Origin of the sequence: Marivita sp. S6314, assembly GCF_023015985.1 — a bacterium.
GTDB lineage: Bacteria > Pseudomonadota > Alphaproteobacteria > Rhodobacterales > Rhodobacteraceae > Marivita.
Genome location: NZ_JALKAO010000001.1, coordinates 526,359 through 544,235 on the forward strand (window position 1 = coordinate 526,359; position 17,877 = coordinate 544,235).

At 60.5% G+C, this 17,877-nt stretch carries 20 protein-coding genes and 1 other RNA gene; 9 read left to right on the forward strand and 12 right to left on the reverse strand.

What is annotated here, in order from left to right; translation table 11 throughout:
* The first annotated feature begins 447 nt into the window (after positions 1-447).
* The 3 genes from MWU54_RS02625 (at position 448) to MWU54_RS02635 (ending at position 1,966) form a co-directional block, all read left to right on the forward strand.
* Entirely contained in the window at positions 448-918 is a 471-nt protein-coding gene (locus tag MWU54_RS02625) for a YbaK/EbsC family protein (protein ID WP_247080578.1), read from the forward strand.
* A 105-nt stretch (positions 919-1,023) separates the two neighbouring features.
* Positions 1,024-1,443 (forward strand): DUF2852 domain-containing protein, encoded by a 420-nt coding sequence (locus tag MWU54_RS02630; protein WP_247080579.1) that lies wholly within the window; start codon positions 1,024-1,026, stop codon positions 1,441-1,443.
* A 73-nt stretch (positions 1,444-1,516) separates the two neighbouring features.
* On the forward strand, positions 1,517-1,966 hold the full coding sequence (locus MWU54_RS02635; RefSeq protein WP_247080580.1) for an RDD family protein: 450 nt from the start codon (positions 1,517-1,519) through the stop codon (positions 1,964-1,966).
* An 82-nt stretch (positions 1,967-2,048) separates the two neighbouring features.
* On the opposite strand, the gene MWU54_RS02640 is transcribed toward MWU54_RS02635, so the two are convergent.
* The 6 genes from MWU54_RS02640 to MWU54_RS02665 all read right to left on the reverse strand — a co-directional run bounded on the left by MWU54_RS02640 (position 2,049) and on the right by MWU54_RS02665 (position 6,104).
* Entirely contained in the window at positions 2,049-2,285 is a 237-nt protein-coding gene (locus tag MWU54_RS02640; protein ID WP_247080581.1) for a ribbon-helix-helix domain-containing protein, read from the reverse strand.
* On the reverse strand, positions 2,282-2,455 hold the full coding sequence (locus tag MWU54_RS02645; RefSeq protein WP_247080582.1) for a DUF4169 family protein: 174 nt from the start codon (positions 2,453-2,455) through the stop codon (positions 2,282-2,284). Before MWU54_RS02645 ends, MWU54_RS02640 begins: the two co-directional genes overlap by 4 nt.
* Before the next feature lie 58 nt (positions 2,456-2,513).
* Positions 2,514-3,281, reverse strand: a complete 768-nt coding sequence (locus MWU54_RS02650) for a class I SAM-dependent methyltransferase (protein WP_247080583.1) — start codon at positions 3,279-3,281, stop codon at positions 2,514-2,516.
* 108 nt (positions 3,282-3,389) lie between these two features.
* Complete coding sequence (gene fumC / locus MWU54_RS02655) at positions 3,390-4,784, reverse strand: class II fumarate hydratase (RefSeq protein ID WP_247080585.1); 1,395 nt, start codon at positions 4,782-4,784, stop codon at positions 3,390-3,392.
* 77 nt (positions 4,785-4,861) lie between these two features.
* Positions 4,862-5,356: a ClpXP protease specificity-enhancing factor SspB gene (locus tag MWU54_RS02660; RefSeq protein ID WP_247080587.1), complete on the reverse strand. Its 495-nt coding sequence runs from the start codon at positions 5,354-5,356 to the stop codon at positions 4,862-4,864.
* A gap of 94 nt (positions 5,357-5,450) precedes the next feature.
* On the reverse strand, positions 5,451-6,104 hold the full coding sequence (locus tag MWU54_RS02665; RefSeq protein ID WP_348647592.1) for a DUF1194 domain-containing protein: 654 nt from the start codon (positions 6,102-6,104) through the stop codon (positions 5,451-5,453).
* A gap of 141 nt (positions 6,105-6,245) precedes the next feature.
* On the opposite strand from MWU54_RS02665, the gene MWU54_RS02670 reads away from it, so the two are divergent.
* Positions 6,246-7,760, forward strand: a complete 1,515-nt coding sequence (locus tag MWU54_RS02670; protein ID WP_247080588.1) for a winged helix-turn-helix domain-containing protein — start codon at positions 6,246-6,248, stop codon at positions 7,758-7,760.
* Between the two features lie 45 nt (positions 7,761-7,805).
* Here the strand turns inward: MWU54_RS02670 and ssrA are convergent.
* Positions 7,806-8,159, reverse strand: a transfer-messenger RNA (tmRNA) gene (ssrA, locus tag MWU54_RS02675).
* Positions 8,160-8,237: 78 nt separating this feature from the next.
* Here ssrA and MWU54_RS02680 point away from each other — a divergent pair.
* Positions 8,238-8,840, forward strand: coding sequence for an HD domain-containing protein (locus MWU54_RS02680; protein WP_247080589.1), 603 nt, complete (start codon positions 8,238-8,240; stop codon positions 8,838-8,840).
* 172 nt (positions 8,841-9,012) lie between these two features.
* Entirely contained in the window at positions 9,013-9,429 is a 417-nt protein-coding gene (locus MWU54_RS02685; RefSeq protein WP_247080590.1) for a universal stress protein, read from the forward strand.
* A 4-nt stretch (positions 9,430-9,433) separates the two neighbouring features.
* Here MWU54_RS02685 and MWU54_RS02690 read toward each other — a convergent pair whose 3' ends face one another.
* On the reverse strand, positions 9,434-9,784 hold the full coding sequence (locus MWU54_RS02690; RefSeq protein ID WP_247080591.1) for a DUF4345 family protein: 351 nt from the start codon (positions 9,782-9,784) through the stop codon (positions 9,434-9,436).
* A gap of 121 nt (positions 9,785-9,905) precedes the next feature.
* Between MWU54_RS02690 and MWU54_RS02695 the strand changes: the two genes are divergently transcribed.
* The 3 genes from MWU54_RS02695 to MWU54_RS02705 all read left to right on the forward strand — a co-directional run bounded on the left by MWU54_RS02695 (position 9,906) and on the right by MWU54_RS02705 (position 13,482).
* A complete protein-coding gene (locus tag MWU54_RS02695) occupies positions 9,906-11,162 on the forward strand; it encodes a hypothetical protein (RefSeq protein WP_247080592.1) in 1,257 nt (418 codons plus the stop codon).
* Complete coding sequence (locus MWU54_RS02700) at positions 11,159-12,508, forward strand: cytochrome P450 (protein ID WP_247080593.1); 1,350 nt, start codon at positions 11,159-11,161, stop codon at positions 12,506-12,508. Before MWU54_RS02695 ends, MWU54_RS02700 begins: the two co-directional genes overlap by 4 nt.
* An 86-nt stretch (positions 12,509-12,594) precedes the next feature.
* Complete coding sequence (locus MWU54_RS02705) at positions 12,595-13,482, forward strand: fructose bisphosphate aldolase (protein WP_247080594.1); 888 nt, start codon at positions 12,595-12,597, stop codon at positions 13,480-13,482.
* An 8-nt stretch (positions 13,483-13,490) separates the two neighbouring features.
* Here the strand turns inward: MWU54_RS02705 and MWU54_RS02710 are convergent, their stop codons facing one another.
* From MWU54_RS02710 to queA, 4 genes are all read right to left on the reverse strand, one after another.
* Positions 13,491-14,618 carry a DUF418 domain-containing protein gene (locus MWU54_RS02710; protein ID WP_247080596.1) on the reverse strand — a complete coding sequence of 376 codons (1,128 nt, stop codon included), beginning with the start codon at positions 14,616-14,618 and terminating at the stop codon, positions 13,491-13,493.
* Positions 14,619-14,647: 29 nt separating this feature from the next.
* The gene (locus MWU54_RS02715) at positions 14,648-15,226 is read right to left on the reverse strand and encodes a DUF924 family protein (RefSeq protein WP_247080598.1); all 579 of its coding nucleotides are present in this window, start codon (positions 15,224-15,226) and stop codon (positions 14,648-14,650) included.
* A gap of 129 nt (positions 15,227-15,355) precedes the next feature.
* Complete coding sequence (locus MWU54_RS02720; protein WP_247080599.1) at positions 15,356-16,648, reverse strand: MFS transporter; 1,293 nt, start codon at positions 16,646-16,648, stop codon at positions 15,356-15,358.
* 132 nt (positions 16,649-16,780) lie between these two features.
* Positions 16,781-17,827, reverse strand: a complete 1,047-nt coding sequence (queA, locus tag MWU54_RS02725) for a tRNA preQ1(34) S-adenosylmethionine ribosyltransferase-isomerase QueA (protein ID WP_247080600.1) — start codon at positions 17,825-17,827, stop codon at positions 16,781-16,783.
* Positions 17,828-17,877 lie beyond the last annotated feature (50 nt).

Genomic DNA, 17,877 nt, shown 5'->3' on the forward strand with positions numbered 1-17,877 from the left:
TTTGCACAGCTTTCGCCGCCTCCGATCCGGTAGATCGAGATGGGATAAACAGTGTCTTGTCATGGCGATTGGTGGCGCAGCGGCTGGCCGGGGCGACGTGCCCCGTTGCTCTAGCCTCGTGTCTTGCGCGCGTATCATCGCGTTTCTTCTCCGATACATGCCGGAACCCGGCTGCATCCGTTGCGAACCTGATGTATAAAGCGTCAGGCGTTTGTAAAAGGCCTTGCGGCCGTATCAGCCTATTCCGACTCCAGGGCACTTTGCCGAAATACGGAATAGCGAAACTCTTGGCCCGGACACCGCATCGCGGACAGGGCTGGTTCCCAACATAAGGCGAGACCCCGCCCCGATACAATGGGCAATCGTCGCTTTTCTGTTTTGTCGTGGCATCCTAAGCTCTGCCCCCTAATAAAGTCACAACATACGTTCCACCAAAGGCCCGTCCCCATGAGCAAAAGCCTGAAACGCGTGCGCGCCGCACTGGACGCCGCCGGACTGCCCGCCGACATCCGCGATGTCGGGCAGGCCCGCACGGCACAAGAGGCGGCAGATGCCGTTGGTTGCCACCTCGACCAGATCGCGAAATCAATTATCTTCCGCGCCGACAGCAGCGGCGAAGCGGTGCTGTTCCTGACCGCAGGGGGCAACACGGTCGATACCGCCAAGGCGTCTGCCTGCGCCCAAGAGCCGCTGGGCAAAGCGGATGCGACGCTGATCCGGGCGCAAACCGGCTTTGCCATCGGCGGCGTCGCCCCTATCGGGCATCTGACCCCGATCCGTGCCTGGCTGGATCCCAGATTGCTGGATTTCGACGTGGTTTGGGCCGCAGCGGGCACCCCACGGCATGTTTTTCCGCTTGATCCGGCGGTGCTTCCAAAAATTTCGAACGCACAAACATCTGATTTTGTTACGAAATAAAAGTAAATGTAAAAAACATTCACATTCTCTCTTGCAAACTCCGCCCAAAGTCCCGATTTATTCAATGTGAAAGACATTCACATCACACAAACAACGGAGTTAACCATGAGCACCATCGCCGCCCCCGCTTCCCTTCCGGCCCGTCAGGGTTGGTTTTCCCGCACCGAGGCTTGGCTGGATAACAAGGGCAAAGGTGCCTGGATCGCAGCAATGGTCCTTGGCTTTATCTTCTTCTGGCCCGTCGGCCTGGCCCTTCTGGCCTATATGATCTGGAGCAAACGCATGTTCAGCAAATCCTGCAGCACCCGCCGCATGTCACCCAAATTCACCACCATGCGGTCCTCTGGCAACACGGCTTTTGATGCCTACAAGAACGAAACCCTGCGTCGTCTCGAAGAAGAGCAGGAAAACTTTGAAGCGTTCCTGGAGCGTCTGCGCGAAGCCAAAGACAAGTCCGAGTTCGACCAGTTCATGGACGAACGCGCCAAGTCGGCCAAAGAAGCGCGTGAAAGCGAAGACGCCTGATCCGCGACACCACCTTGTGGTCCCGTACAGGGACCACTTTATACCCCTGGACAGCAAAAGACGGTTTTGAACGATGTACGCGACCCACCCCTACCCCAACCTGCCCGACCCGATGGTCCAGCCCGAGTTCTACGACTCCGTGGTCATCAAACGCGGCCTTGCGTGGGTCATTGACGCAGCGCTGATCCTGATGCTGGTGATCCCGGCCGTGGTCATGACGGCGTTCATCGGGCTGTTTTTCCTGCCGCTGATGTTTCTGGTGGTCGGCTTCGTCTACCGCGTGGCGACCATCACGGGCGGATCGGCCACCTGGGGCATGCGCCTCATGTCGATCGAATTCCGCGACCAGCGGGGCGAATACTTCGACTTCTCGCAGGCGCTGATGCACACCCTGGGATACACTGTGTCGATGTCGGTCTTCCCGCTGCAACTGATCTCGATTGCGATGATGTTCCTGACCGAGCGCGGTCAAGGTCTGACCGACTTGCTTCTGGGAACAGTCGCCATCAATCGCCGGGCGTGACGCTCTCCCCCCAAGCGTTACCCCAGGGCAAGCCCCGCCTGAAACGGCGGGGTTTTGTTTTTGTCACATCGCGTCGCGCGTCTCAGGGCACACGCCCCGCCGGGCCATCGCGGTAATACGCCAAGACAAAAACCCGAATGGCCGAGGCCAACCCCACATCCATCCCGCGCCCTTCGTCGATTTCGGCTGCCAAGGCGTTGATCGGCTGCCCCCGTTCTGCGGCAATATCGCGAAAGGCCCGCCAGAACGTGTCTTCCAAAGACACCGACGTGCGATGCCCCCGCAGGGTCAAAGACCGCTTGACCGGCCGCCCGCTCATGTCGTGGATTTGCCGTCCAGATCACGCTGGGCCTTCGCAGCCCGCGCAGTCTCAAGGTCTTTCTGAGCCTTCGTCCGCCCGAACTTCACCGCGTTCTCATCCGCCTTGGCGCGCTTGTCATCCCGCGCCTTGGCTTTGCGAAACTGGTTGAGATTGGTGACTTTGTTCATACCCCGAACTTACAAGGCTCAGCCCGGAATTCCAGTGCCCCGCGCCCCACTCCAACCCTTAAGCCGGTTTTTCCAACCACCACACTTGCTCGTTGGGGTAGTCATGCGCCCATTCCGCCGGCACCCAGCATCGCATCTCAGTCATGTCCTTTGGCGCACAGACTTCCTTGTAGTCCCGCACGACGAACCCAATCTCGCGAAACAGCGCCAGCCAGTCCGCAAAGGTGAGGTTAAAGCACACGCCGCTGGGGTCGATTTCAACCTCGGTCCAATCTGCCCCCCACATCCCGCGATAGGGTCTGTGCAGCGTCCTGTCACACGGCGCGCCATTCAGCGGCGTACAGATGATCGACAGCGGATGGTTGCCCAGAAAAACAAGCTGGCCACCGGGCCGCAACAACCGCCACGCTTCACGCAGCCAAACCTCGGGGCGGCACCAGATCGCGGCCCCGTATTCCGAGATGGCAAAATCAAAAGACGCATCGGGCAACCCGGTTGCTTCCGCATCGCCTTCGATGAACGTGATGTCGGCGCTGTGCTGGCCAGCCAGGGTGCGCGCTGTCTCTAACTGACCGCGCGATATGTCGATCCCGGTCGCGCGCGCCCCGCGCCGCGCCATCCACGCAGAGACGTAGCCCGTCCCGCACCCCAGCTCGATGGCGTCTTTCCCGTCCAGTGTTTCGGGCAACAGGGCGAGCGACGTGTTCGGCAGCCCCCAAATCCCCCATTGTGGATCGGACACCCAAAGACGCTCTCCCATCGCGACCCAGTTGCTTGCGTCGTCGTTCCAGACATCGCGATTTATGGAAACGTGGTCTTTGGTCATGGCGGTCACACAGGTCTTGGAAACAACAAAGGGCTCCCGCGATATTCCGCGAAAGCCCTCCGAAAACCAAACCAAATTATGCGGGCGCTCTAAAACGCCCCGGTTGTCTTAGCTCTTCGGCCCGATCATCTGCTCTGGCCGCACCACCTTGTCGAACGTCTCGGCGTCCACAAAGCCCAAGGCAATGGCCTCTTCCTTCAGCGTCGTGCCATTCTTGTGCGCCGTTTTCGCCACGGTGGTCGCGTTGTCATAGCCAATGGTCGGCGCGAGCGCCGTCACGAGCATCAGCGATTCCTTCATCAGCTTGTCGATGCGCGGCTCGTTGGCCTGAATGCCCAGCAGCATCCGCTCGGTAAAGCTGTCCGCCGCGTCGCCCAAAAGCTGGATGGATTGCAACAGGTTATAGCTCATCATCGGGTTGTAGACGTTCAGTTCAAAATGACCCTGAGAGCCTGCAAACTTGATCGCCGCATCATTGCCCATCACATGGGCCGCGACCTGCGTCAAAGCCTCGGCCTGCGTCGGGTTCACCTTGCCGGGCATGATCGACGATCCCGGCTCGTTTTCGGGCAGGATCAACTCGCCAAGGCCCGAGCGAGGCCCCGACCCCAGCAAGCGGATATCGTTGGCGATCTTGTAGCAAGACCCCGCCACCGTCGCCAACGCGCCCGACATGAACACCATCGCATCATGCGCCGCCAGTGCCTCGAACTTGTTGGGCGCGGTGACAAAGGGCAGACCCGTGATCTCGGCCATGTTCGCGGCAACAGTCTCACCCCAGCCCTGCTTGGTGTTCAGCCCCGTACCAACAGCGGTACCGCCCTGCGCCAGCTCGTAAATCCCCGGCAGACACGTCTCGACCCGCGCAATCCCTTGCCGGATCTGATGCGCGTAGCCGGAAAATTCCTGCCCCAAGGTCAGCGGCGTCGCGTCCTGCGTATGCGTGCGACCGATTTTGATGATGTCCTTGAATTCCTCGGATTTCTGCTCAAGCCCCGATGCCAGCTTCTCCAGCCCCGGCATCAGCACATCGCGCACCATCATCGCCGTCGCAATATGCATCGCGGTCGGGAACGTATCGTTCGACGACTGGCCCATGTTGCAGTGATCGTTCGGGTGCACAGGGTCCTTGGACCCGATCACACCACCCAGGATTTCAATCGCACGGTTCGCGATGACCTCGTTCGAGTTCATGTTCGACTGCGTGCCCGACCCGGTCTGCCACACGACCAGCGGGAAGTTGTCGTCGAACTTGCCGTCCACAACCTCGCCCGCCGCCTGAATGATCGCATCCGCCAAACGCGGGTCCAGATCACCAGACGCCTTGTTCGCCATCGCGCAGGCCTTCTTGATCACGCCCAGCGCGCGGACAATCGCCACCGGCTGCTTTTCCCAGCCGATCGGGAAGTTCATGATCGAGCGTTGCGTCTGCGCGCCCCAGTACTTGTCTGCGGGGACCTCCAAAGGGCCAAAGCTGTCGGATTCGGTGCGGGTCTGAGCCATGAGAGCCTCCTACGGTATACGGTTGCATGCCGTTTAGCGGCATCGGTCGCGCGGAGCAATCGCCAAACTGGCGCAGGTTACTTGCGGAACGTGTCCAGACTGACCACATCCGCCTCTTTCTTTGCCGGGGCGGGCTCTTCCGCAGCGGCCGGTGTTTCCACCACATCCGTCACCGCCCGCGGTGCGGGCACAAGCGCGGTGTCCTCAGCCGAGTCCTCGTCCGAACTTTCAAAACGAAGCCCAAATTCGACCGATGGATCAACAAAGGTGAGAATCGCATCATAGGGGATGTACAACCGCTCAGGCGCATCGCCGAAATTCAGCGTGACCGCGAAACCGTCGCCGGTCACCTCCAGATTGTCAAACCAGTGCTGCATCACAACGGTCATTTCACCGGGATACCGGTCCGACAACCAATCCGCGATCTCCACATCCGGATGACCGGTGTCGAACGTGATGAAAAAGTGATGCTCTCCGGGCAGCCCGTCCTTGTGCACATCCTCCAGCACATTGCGGATCAGCCCCCGCATCGCCTGATGCATTAGACGTCCATAGTTGATGCCAGTCGTCATGCCAAAAACCCCCGTGTCGCTTTCAATCATATTGCATAAAACGGAAAACAAAAGAGCAGGACACCCGCTAAATTCGGCAAGTGGCGAAAAACCGTTATCCGAAAACCGTGCTGATTTCGCGCAGGATTTTTCGACGGATCGCACGCGCGTAATCGCGGTGCCCGCGCGCGGTTTCGACGAACCCGTCCGCCGTGATGACATTGCGCGTGTAGTAGTTGGTGATGGCGCGGCCCAGCCCTTCGATGGCTAGCCCGTTGATCGTCACCCCTGCCCGTTCGGCGGCACGCCGGATCGGGCCCACTTTGCCGCCGGCATTGGGCGTGCCGTCACCGGACATGTCGATCACACGCCGCGTGCAGTCCGGACCCCGATCAAAATGGCGCAGGGCTTTGTTCATCGCCTCGGCGGGCGCGGTGTTCGACATCACGAACGCCCGTGGCAGACGCTGCACCGCATTTGCAAACAACTGCACATGGCTCGGGCTCAGCATCTGCGTCCAGTCTAGACTGACCTCCTGCGCGTCTACCCCGGACCATTGAATGACACTGAGCGCCACCTGATCCCGCACAAGGATTTCGGCAATTTCGGGATCGCGCAGGGCCGTCGCCAACCCGTCGATCTGGAGCCGGAACTCTCCGGGATCGACCGAATTGGACACATCCATGGCGAGGATCAGCGCCGTGCGACACGCCTGCGCCGGTTGGGCCAGACAAAGACATATGAGAAGCGCGCGCCACAGCATCGGCATTATAGATGACTGCCTCCCGGCTTAGGTCAAGCGAAACCGTCGTATCGTTGCCAGCGTCAACGCAAACGCCCAGGTCGATGGCCTGCCTTGGCAAAGCCACGTGATCCAGTAAGGTGACGCCATACTTTGCATCGAGTTTTCATGCCCCCATCTGCCCCGACGTTTTCAATAGACCCGTCCAGCCGTGTCGCACGCCTCAACGGCGCGGCACTGTCGCTTGGCGCGCGGGCGTTCGATGTATTGGCCTATCTGAACACCCACAGCGCGCGCGTCGTCACAAAGGGCGAACTTCTTGAAAGTGTTTGGGGCGGTCTGGCGGTTGAGGAAAGCAATCTGACGGTCCAGATCTCTGCGCTGCGCAAGGCCTTGGGGCCAAAGTCCATCGCAACAGTGCCGGGCGTCGGATACAAACTGGCCCTGAACGAAACGCCTGATCCGGTCGCTGAAGGTCCAGACCTCCCGGACACGCCATCCCTGGCGGTTTTGCCGTTTGCCAACCTGACCGGGCAAGCCTCGCAAGAGTATCTGGTCGATGGGATCGCAACCGAACTGATCGGGGCCCTGACCCGCATCGGCGGATTGTTTGTGATCGCCGCGTCGTCAAGCTTTGCCTACAAGGGCGAAGCGGTTCAATTGGCAGATGTCGGGCGCGCGCTGGGTGTGCGCTACGTGCTTGAGGGCTCGGTACAGCAGGCAGGCTCGGCACTGCGGATTTCGGTCCAACTGGTCGAGGCCGCAACGGGCCGCGCCATCTGGACGGATCGGTTCTCGGGCACGCTCGACGATATCTTTGACCTTCAGGACCGGCTTACCGAAAGTGTGGCCGCCGCAATCGAACCAACCTTGCGGTCCGCCGAAGCGCTGCGCAGCCGCGAAAAACCCCAAAACGACCTGCGCGCCTACGATATCTGTTTGCAGGTCGAACCCCTGATGCGATTCACAGCCAAGCCAGACGACTTTCAGCGCGCCTTTGCCATGCTGGACGAAGCCGTCGCCCTTGATCCCGACTACCTCTACGCCCGCGCACTGCGCTGCTGGGCCTACACCATTGCCTGCGGCGGGCGCTTTTTTTCCGTGGATGATGCCAAGCACATCCTGCCCGACGCCTACGCCATCCTTGATCGCGGCACAGACGATGCCACGTCCCTGACCTATGCCGCGCACAGCCTCGCTTACCTTGATAAAGGGGCCGAGATTGGGCTGGTTGGCATGCGCAAGGCCAAAGCGCTGAACCCGAACTCGGTCACCGTGCTGTGTTCATCCGGCTGGCTGCATGCCTATGTCGGCGATTTCGACATCGCCCTGAGGGATATCGAACGCGCCTTGCGTCTTAATCCGCTGGACCCGAACACCGGATTTGTCCGCAGCGCGCTTGGGCCGATCCTTCTGGGTCTCGGACGGGTAAGCGAAGCGGTCGAAATGCTTGAGCAATCCTACCACGAGGCGCCCACCTACGGGTCAACCGTGTTCACGCTGATGCACTCTTACTGGCGTGCGGATCGACTGGACGATGCAAAACGCATGGCGCATGAGTTGCTGAAGATAATTCCTGGGCTGACATTGAAACACCCATTGGCATCGACGCCCTTCAAATACCCCCCGCATCTGCAGCTCTTCAAAGACTGCCACAGGGCGGTCGGTATTCCCGAGGAATAAACGACGCCATTTCGGGCGATGCGAAACTGCTCTGCATTAGAGGAAAGTGCAGGCTTCTGTTGCCAGGTGCCTGCGAACCCCGCCTGACGCTGCTAGGCATCAGGGCTTAATTTTCGGTAACTCCGACTGCTTACGCAGCCATTGCGACCGGAGCATTGTTGTCATTTGCAACTATACTATGTGAACCGATAACGGTGGTATCTCACCGAGACAAAGCTAACGTGTTTAGACGTTCGTCGATCCTATTTCGACCCCATGTTCCTGCAAATGACAGGGATTTGGTGGAGTCGCCGGGTACCGCCCCCGGGTCCGAGCCGCTTATTGAACGCGCGTTTATGTCCATAGTCCTCTTGCGAAGACAGGTTAGATATCGGGTGTTTGCCCGGCGATTTCAAGGTCCAATCGCAGAATGCCGAACCTTGTTTTTGCGATCATTCGCGGCAATGCTGGCCCCCACCAGCCAGGGGACAGCCAGATATGACATCCGACCGCACGGTTTCCTTCACCCAGATGAAAGACGGCACCAAAGACGACTACCTGTTGCTTGAGGAACTTGAGAAACCCTATCTGGGCCTGACCGCGGACCGCGTGCTGGATGAACTACGCAGGCAAGGCGAAGCCACGCTGGAAGGCTACCGCATCACCCGCCTACAGCACGGCCTACAATCGGCCACCCGCGCTGAAACCGATGGCGCGGACATTGACTGGATCGTCGGCGCGCTGTTGCACGATGTGGGCGACGGTCTTGCCCCGCAGAACCACGACCGCTTCTCAGCCGAGGTGATCCGCCCGTTCGTACGCTGGGAAGTCGCATGGGTGGTCGAACACCACGGCATTTTCCAGATGCTCTATTACGGCCACCATTATGGCTGGGACCGCAACGCGCGGGACCGGTTCAAGGATCACCCCTGTTTCCAGTCCTGCGCCGATTTCTGCGAACGCTGGGATCAATCCTCGTTTGATCCCGACTACCCAATGAAACCGCTGGCGCATTTTGAACCGATGGTGCGCGATGTCTTCGCCCGCCAGGCTTACGATCCGGCGGTGATCCGCGAGGGTGAGGTTATCGGACTGCCCTGACAGACCAAGCGACTTTAAAGACTCACAGGCCAACACGAAAAACCGGATTATCCCAAGGCGATGCGCCGCCAGACGCGCCAAGTCGAGACGCCATGGTTCGTCAGAACTTTGATCGATATCAACACAGGACCGAGACTGCGTAGTACACTGTTCCCAGCCATGGGAGGGAAAGATGTATTCACGCATTCTCGTACCGGTCGATATGGACAATACCGACAAGCTGACCAAAGCCATCACGCTTGCCATAGACACAGCCAAGACCAATTCCGCAGCTCTGATCTTTGTCGACGTGGTGGACGCCGTCCCCACCACATCACGCACAACCGAAGGTGAGAAAATGGCGGATCGCCTGACCGCGTTTGCAGACGATCTTGGCAAAACGCACGGTGTCGACATCTCGGCACATGTTGCCCTGCGCAGCGATCTGCATCTGAATGTCGGAGCCGATATCATCACCGCGGCCAAGGACACGGGCTGCGATCTGATCGTCATGGCCAGCCACATGCCAGGCATGAAAGACTATTTCCTGTCTTCAAACGCAGGCCACGTTGCGTCCCATGCCCCGGTGTCAGTCTACGTGGTGCGCTAGGCCGTTACAGATTGGCAAACACCAGCCACGCGGCCAGCGCAGCCTCAATCGCAAAGTACAAAAACGCCTTGGCAAAGGGCGGCTTGTCCATAAGCAGCGACACCGCCCGGCCCGTCGCCGCCCCGGCATAGGCAAAGCCAAGCATCGCGTAAGCCAAGGGCGCGCCGATGATCAGGCACGCAAGTCCAGCCCCCACGAACAACCCGCCGACCGAGGCGCGCATTTCGGAATAGCCCATATTCGACCCATCCGGCGCGAGATCAAGCGCGCTTGCGGTGAATTTCGGGGCCAGAAATCCGAACGCGCCGAACCCGATGGTCAAAAGGGCGGCAAGGATATTGAGGATGTCGGTCATGGGCGTCCCATTCGTGGTGTCATGCAGAACACATAGCCCGCCACACGACAAAACCACCAAACAATTGGCGCATTTGCGTGCCAGTGGTACACTGCGCAAAACACAATTGAGCAGTTCGCCCATGCCCGCTTCGTCCCAACACGTGCGCCGACGCAAGGTGTTCTATATCCCCGGCTATGACCCGTTCCCGCCGCGCCGGTACCGCGAACTTTACCGCAAGGAAGGCGCAAAACAGGCCGAGATTTCGGGCTACGGGTTGCGCGTGTCGGCCCAACCGCAGGACGACGGGTATGGCTGGCAGGCCTCCGGGTCGTTTGACGACACACGGGTCGAGGCGGATTTCGAAGTTCTGATCTGGTCCGACATCGTGCGCTCCAGCATGTCGAACACGATCCCGGGCACCTATTGGCAACTTGTCCGCACCAGCTGGACCTATATCGCGTCCGGCACGTTGCGGCGTCTGGCGGTCCTGCCCAAAGGTCCTCTGATCGCGGCGCTCTACCCGATCGGGGTGCTGATCCTGCAATTGATTGCCGCCCTTCTGGTGGCGCATCTGGTGGGCTGGGGTCTTAGCACCCTGTTTCAGGCCGCCGCTCTTTGGCTGCTGGGCGATGGCGCGGTTACCCGCTGGGGGATGGCGCTGCTCTACTGGACGCCGTTCTTTGTAATCGTTGTCCTGATCCTACGCTGGTTCAAGGCGCAGGACCGTAAGATCTATGCCTATTACCTGATGCATGATTTTGCCTTTTCCGCCAGCCGCAAGGGCGCAACCCCAAAACCGTTGCAGGACCGGATGGACCTGTTTCGTGGCCAGATCGCATCGGCCCTGTTGCAGGACTATGACGAAGTGCTGGTGGTCGGCCATTCCTCGGGCGCGCATCTGGCGGTGTCCATCCTGGCCGATCTTTTGCGCGACATGCCCGACCCACCCACAGCGCTGTCCTTTCTCAGCCTCGGCCACGTGATCCCGATGGTGTCTTTCCTGCCCGACGCCCATCGCCTGCGCGCCGACCTGCAGTTCCTGTCGGAACGCGACGAGATCGTGTGGGTCGATGTCACCGCCCCCGGCGACGGATGCTCCTATGCGCTCTGCGATCCGGTCGGCACGTCCGGTGTGGCCACCCGCGACAAGCAATGGCCGCTGGTGTTCTCGGCGCAATTTTCGCGCAGCATGGGGGAGGTTGAATGGGAAAAGATGCGGCGCAAGTTCTTCAAGCTGCATTTCCAGTATCTCTGCGCCTTCCAGCAGCCCCTGGATTATGACTATTTCCAGATCACCGCAGGTCCGATGACGCTGGGTCGCCGCTATGCCGGACGCCCCCCGTCGAAAAGCCGGATTGATGTGCCCGTGTCGAAATACACCTCGACCACACCGTGATCGCCCCCAAACCACCATCCCGCCCCGACCGCGTGTCGCTGTGGCGCTATATGCGCCTGTTTCGCCGCGATATCCTGTCGGCGCAGCCCGAACGGCTTTACCGCGCGTGGATGGCCGAATTTCGCACGCCGTTTTTTCGGTCCTATCTTGCCAATGACCCGGCCCTGCTGCGCACCATTCTGAAAGACCGGCCTTCGGAGTTTCCCAAATCCAACCGCATCGGCGAAGGTCTGCGCCCGCTTCTGGGCAACGCGGTGTTTCTGACCAATGGCGCGACATGGGAAAAGCAACGCCGCATCATTGATCCGGCTTTTGAACGCGGACGTCTGGCCAATAGCCTGCCTGCCATGTGGGACGCGGGCAACGCGATGGTCGCGCGGGTGCTGGACCAGATCGGCAGCGGCGCAGAGGTCGAGATCGAAGAGATCACCAGCCATGCCGCCGCCGACGTGATCTTTCGCACGCTGTTCTCATTGCCCATCGAAGACGCCACCGCCAGCGCCGTGTTCCACGAATTTCGCCGCTACCAACGCGCGCAGCCGATCCTGAACCTGGCCGCCTTTGTGCCCCTGCCCCGGTGGATGCCACGGTTCCACAAGCCAGACACCAAAGCCGCCGCCACGCGCATCCGCGCGCTTATCACCGACCTCACCCACCGGCGGATGCAAGAGATCAGGAACGGCACCGCGCCGGACGATCTGGCCACCCGCATCATGACCACGCCGGACCCGGAAACGGGCGAAACCTTCACCGTGAAGGACATGGTTGATCAGGTCGCGATCTTCTTTCTTGCCGGACACGAAACCAGCGCCAGCGCGCTCGCCTGGGCGCTCTATCTCTGTGCCGCAGACCCGAAATGGCAGACCGCCATCGCGGACGAGGCGCAGCACCTGACAACCCCGAAAGACGTCAAACGCCTGACCACCAGCCGCGACGTGTTCCGCGAAACGCTGCGGCTTTATCCCCCGGTTCCGATGATGGTGCGCGAAACCACCCGGCCCGAGACATTCCGCAAACGCGCCATCCCCAAAGCCGCGCAACTGGTGCTTAGCCCGTGGCACCTGCACCGCCACACGCGCCTTTGGGACGACCCGGATGTGTTCGACCCCGCGCGCTGGCAGATGCCCGAAAGCAAGCAATCCATCCGCGACGCCTATATGCCGTTCAGCACCGGCCCCCGCGTCTGCCCCGGCGCGGGGTTTGCGATGGCCGAAGGGCCGCTCTTGCTGTCGATGCTGCTGCGCGCCGTAAGCCTGTCACCGGTGGCGGGCAAGGCACCGCAACCTGTGGCCCATCTGACCGTGCGCGCGAAAGACGGAATCTGGCTCCACGCCACGCTGCGTTAGCGCTAACCACCTGAATATCCACTATCTTTTTTCGGCCACCTGTTTTAGGACACGCGCAACACAGCACGCATATCTGGGGATTTCGAATGACCAACACCGCCATGGCAGAGCGTATCGCAACCGGCGCAGGCTTTATCGCAGCACTTGATCAAAGCGGCGGTTCGACCCCCAAGGCCTTGAAACTCTACGGGGTTTCCGAAGACGCCTACAGCACCGATGAAGAAATGTTCGTCCTGATCCACCAGATGCGCTGCCGCATCATGACCGCCCCCGACTTTACATCGGACAAGGTGCTGGGCGCGATCCTGTTCGAACGCACCATGCGCGACACGGTCGATGGCACACCGGTTCCAACCTATCTTTGGGAAAACCGGGGTGTTGTACCGTTCCTCAAGATCGACAAGGGGCTTGAGGACAAAGCCGATGGCGCGCAAGTAATGAAGCCGATGCCCGGCCTTGAGGCGCTTCTGGCTGACGCCAAATCCATGGGGGTCTTCGGCACCAAGGAACGGTCGGTGATCCACGAAGCGGATGCCACCGGGATCAAGGCGGTTGTCGCCCAGCAGTTCGAGGTCGCAAAGACCGTCTGCGCCGCGGGCCTTGTGCCGATCATCGAACCCGAAGTTGACATCAACAGCCCCACAAAGGCCGAAGCAGAAGACATTCTGCACGGAGAACTTCTGAACCATCTCAATGCGTTGAACGACGATCAGAATGTGATGCTCAAGCTCACGATCCCGTCCGAAGACTGCCTTTACGTCGATCTGGCCGACCACCCCCGCGTGTTGCGCGTGGTCGCGCTGTCGGGCGGCTACAGCACCGATGACGCCTGCGCGCGCCTGTCGCGCAACACCAATATGATCGCCAGCTTTTCGCGTGCGCTGGCCGAAGGTCTGACGCATCAGATGACCGATGCCGAGTTTAACACGGCGCTTGGCAGCAACATCACCCAGATCTTCGACGCGTCAAAATAAGCCGCGCCTCAGGTGGGCGGCGATGCCGCCTGCCCCGCATAGGTGATCCGCCGCAGCACCCATTCAAACGGCCCAAGCCGCGCCTGCGTCCGCCACAGCGTCAGCAGCAGGATCAACGCTCCGGTCACCCCAATCGCAACCAGCGTTGCCGTGCCGCGCCCCAGGTCTTCCCAAAGCCCGAACCCGTACTCGGAAAACAGGGTCGACAGGATGATGGATTGCCCAAGGTAAATGCTCAGGCTCGACCCGCCCGCCGCCAGCGCGCGGTCCATAACCGGCCCCCGTGGTCGTGACACAGCGGCAATCGCCCCCAGATACCCAAGCGTCGCCACGGGCGCGACGACAAGGGTCAGTGCCGCGCCGGGCAACGCGGGCCCCCATTGCCAAAGCGCAGAGCCGATCAGGCTCAGCGCAACACCGGGCAACAGGCACCAGCGCCGCGCGCGGTGCCACAACGGATGATCCGCCTGATCAATCATGCCCGATTTCACCGCCGCAAGGCCCAGGCAGAACCAGCCCAGCGCCGACACCCCTTGCGTGATCAACGCCGTGGGCATCACGACGGCAAACCCGATGGTGCGGAAAATCACCGCGTCGATGAAACCGCCCTCGCCCAAGGCCGCGCGTTCGAAGTCCAGAAACTCCGCAGGAATATCTGACGGCGCCAGAAACAGCGGCGTGCCAACCACCACCTGACAGATCACAAGCCCCGTGCCCACGCGGACAAGGCGGCGCACCTCCCAGTTGCGGAACAGATACAGGATCGACCCGGTCACCGCGTAGATGAACAGAATGTCACCGGGAAAGAACAGGCATCCGTGCAGCACCCCCAGCAGCACCAGCCCCAGCATCCGGTTGCGATAGAGCGTGCCGAACGCCAGACCTTGCCGCGCGGCAGAGCGCATGAGGAATCCCAGCCCCACCCCGAACATGAAGGAAAACAACCCGTAGGTCTTGAGAAGCGCCAGCCCGTTGACCAGCAAAAGCGTGATCGCATCTGCCGGGGTTTCTGCAATCGGATCGGTCAGGTTGACCAGCGCGGAAAACGCAATGAACTGAACATTCACCACCACGATGCCAAACAGCGCCACAAGACGCAGATAGTCCGGCATCAAGGCCCGTTCGCGCTGCGCCATAGGTCCTCCCAGACAGGCAGGTTAAGGCGTTACCCGGCTTTCCTGACCTCTTCCACGGTGGACCCGTAGCCCCCATTATCGACATAGCGTTTTTCGACCGGCGTGAATGCCCGTGACAGCGCCGTGTTGCGGTACGGAAAGCGGCCAAACTTGCGGATCACCTCGCGATGCGCGCGGGCATGCAGCAGGTTGCTGCCACCGTCCTCGGGCATCCGGTCCAGCAACAACCGCACACAGCGATCCTGATCACACAGGTTTTCCGAATGCATCAACGGCAGGTAAAAGAATTGCCGCGCCGGTTCGTCGATCTTGAGATCCCAGTTCTTGCCAATCGCCTGCTTGGCCGCCGCCAGCGCAAGGCGGTCAGACGCGAAGGCAGCGCTGCTGCCCCGGAACATGTTGCGCGGGAATTGATCCAGCAAAATGACATAGGCCAGCGTGCCGCTTGGATAGGTCAGCCATTGCGCGTAGCGCCCGTCCATCGCGTTGTGCCAGCTGGTTTCGAACCTGTCCCGGATCGACTGATCCAGCTCGTCCGATGCCTTGTACCATCCATCTGGCCCGACGTCGTCCAGCCAAAAACTCAATACTTCTTCAGGCGTGACCATCGTTCTCTCCTGATCCCTAACGCGCGGTCCCCCATCAATTTAGGAACGGTAGCCAAGAAAACCTAGGGGAAACAGTCACTTTTCATGTCAGCTTCGACACATGGCATAACCGTTGTGCCCCAGCGACAATCATGTGCCGTAGGTCGCCTGGCTCTCCTCTTCGGCCGCCTGCGCTTCGGCTTCCGCCTCGGCCGTCTCGATCGCCCATTCCGACGCAAGTTCAACCGTGACCGGCGACGCGGTAGGCATCATGGTCTGATAGGCGCTGGTGTCTTCGACGGATGGCGATGCACGCTGGGTCATCCGGTAGACCGCATAGCCCGCCATCACGACCAGCACCGCTGACAGCAGCAGGAAAAACCCCGGAGGTCCGAACACCTGCATCGCATAGCCGATAACCAGCGGTCCGGTGATCGCGCCCAACCCGTTCACGAACAACAACCCGGCAGAGGCCGACGCCATGTCTTCGTATTCCAGAAAGTCGTTGGTGTAGGCGATCAACAGCGAATAAAGCGGGTTCGACAGCCCTCCGATCAAGAACGCGGACCCCAAAAGCACGTAGAAGCTGCCCCCCAGGATCATGCCACAGATCGACGCCAACCCGGCAATTGCCGCCGACAGCGCAATCAAAACCCGCCGGTCGGTGCGATCAGACAGCCACCCGATGGGATACTGAAACAACAGCGCACCAATGTAGAACGCTGCTGTAAACATCGGGATCTGGTTGATGCTCAGCCCCGCTTCGGTGGCATAGACCGCCGCCATCCCGAACTGCGCGGCAAACACGCTGCCCATCAGGAACATGCCGACAAACCCCAAAGGCGACACATTGAACAGTTCGCGCAAGCTCATCGGCTTGGTGCTTTCGAATGCCGGGGTTGGCGAAATCGACAAAAGGATCGGCGCAAAGGCAATTGAAACCAGAACGGACGGGATCACGAACAACAGATAGCCGGACGGATCGGGCACAACCAAAAGCCCCTGCGCAATGATAATGCCCAGCATCTGCACGATCATGTACGCCGACAGCGCCTGACCGCGGGTTTCATTGGTCGAGGAATTGTTCAGCCAGCTTTCCGCCGTCACGTAGACGCCACAAAAGCAAAACCCGATCAGGACCCGGCCTAGCATCCACACGATGGGATCCTGGATCGTCGGAAACAGCAGCAACGCCGCCGACACAAGTGATCCAAGCGCCGCAAACACCCGCACGTGCCCCACGCGCCGGATCATGTTGGGCGTGACCTGCGAAGCCAGCAGGAAGCCCGCGAAATAGGCCGACATGACCACCGACATCTCGAAGGACGAAAACCCGAGATTCGAGCCACGCACCCCGAGAAGCGAGCCTTGCAACCCGTTGCCCAGCATCAAAAGCAGCATGCCCAAAAGCAGCGGCCACGACGTTTTGAAAACGCTCAACATAAGCCCATGCCTTTCTTGCTGGTCCTGCGCGCCAATTGGCACGATGCTGCCCTTGGCTAGACGTTCAAAGCGACCGCTTCAATCAAACCCGCGACTTTTTTCGCCCCATACAAGGTTTCCCGCTGATGGTGGTCACGGAATAAGCAGCGAACTGTCACCATAGGAAAAGAACCGGTACTTGTTTTCGATGGCATGGGCATAAATCTCCTTCACGCGATCCTGCCCCATCAGCGCCGAGACCAGCATCATCAGGGTGGATTTCGGCAGGTGGAAATTGGTCATCAACCCGTCGGTGACCTGAAACCTGAACCCCGGATAGATAAAGATATCCGTGTCGCCCTCCCACGGGGCGATGGTGCCGCCGTGCGCCGCGCTTTCGATCAGGCGCAGCGCGGTGGTGCCCACCGGGAGGACACGCCCGCCCGCCGCCTTGGTCGCGGCAATCTCGTCTGCGGCCGTTGCGCTGACCTTGCCCCATTCCGCGTGCATCTTGTGGGTGGTCACGTCCTCGACCTTGACCGGCAGGAACGTGCCCGCGCCCACATGCAGCGTGACAAAGCTCATCTGGACACCGCGCGCCTGAAGCGCGGCAACAAGCGCTTCGTCGAAATGCAGCGACGCCGTGGGCGCGGCAACCGCCCCGGAATTGCGCGCCCAGATGGTCTGGTAGTCTTCCTTGTCCTGCGCATCGGCAGGCCGTTTGGCCGCGATATAGGGCGGCAAGGGCATCGCCCCGGCTTCGGCCAGCGCGGCATCGAAATCATCGCCGCTCAGGTTGAACCGCAACCGCGCCTGCCCGTCAGAACGCGCTTCAAGCGTTGCCGAGAGATCGTCGGAAAAGGTAATGTCCTCACCGTCTTTGACCTTTTTCAACGGTTTGACCAAAGCCGACCAGGAGCCATCGGCGTTGGGTTCCAGCAACGTCACCTCGATCTTTGCCACAGACGGCCCTGCGGCCCCATCGCGTCTGCGCTGGCCAAACAACCGCGCCGGGATCACCTTGGTATCGTTCAGCACCAGCCGGTCGGTCGGACGCAGGATTTGCGGCAATTCGTTGACGATCCGATCCGCGATCCCGCCCGCCTCGGCATGCAGCAGGCGCGCGGAGGACCGGGGCGACGCGGGCCGCGTGGCAATCAGGGCTTCGGGCAGATGGAAATCGAAATCGCTGAGTTTCATGGTCTTGCATCCCTCTGGCACAGGTCGGGCCAGCCCATAGCGAACTCAGG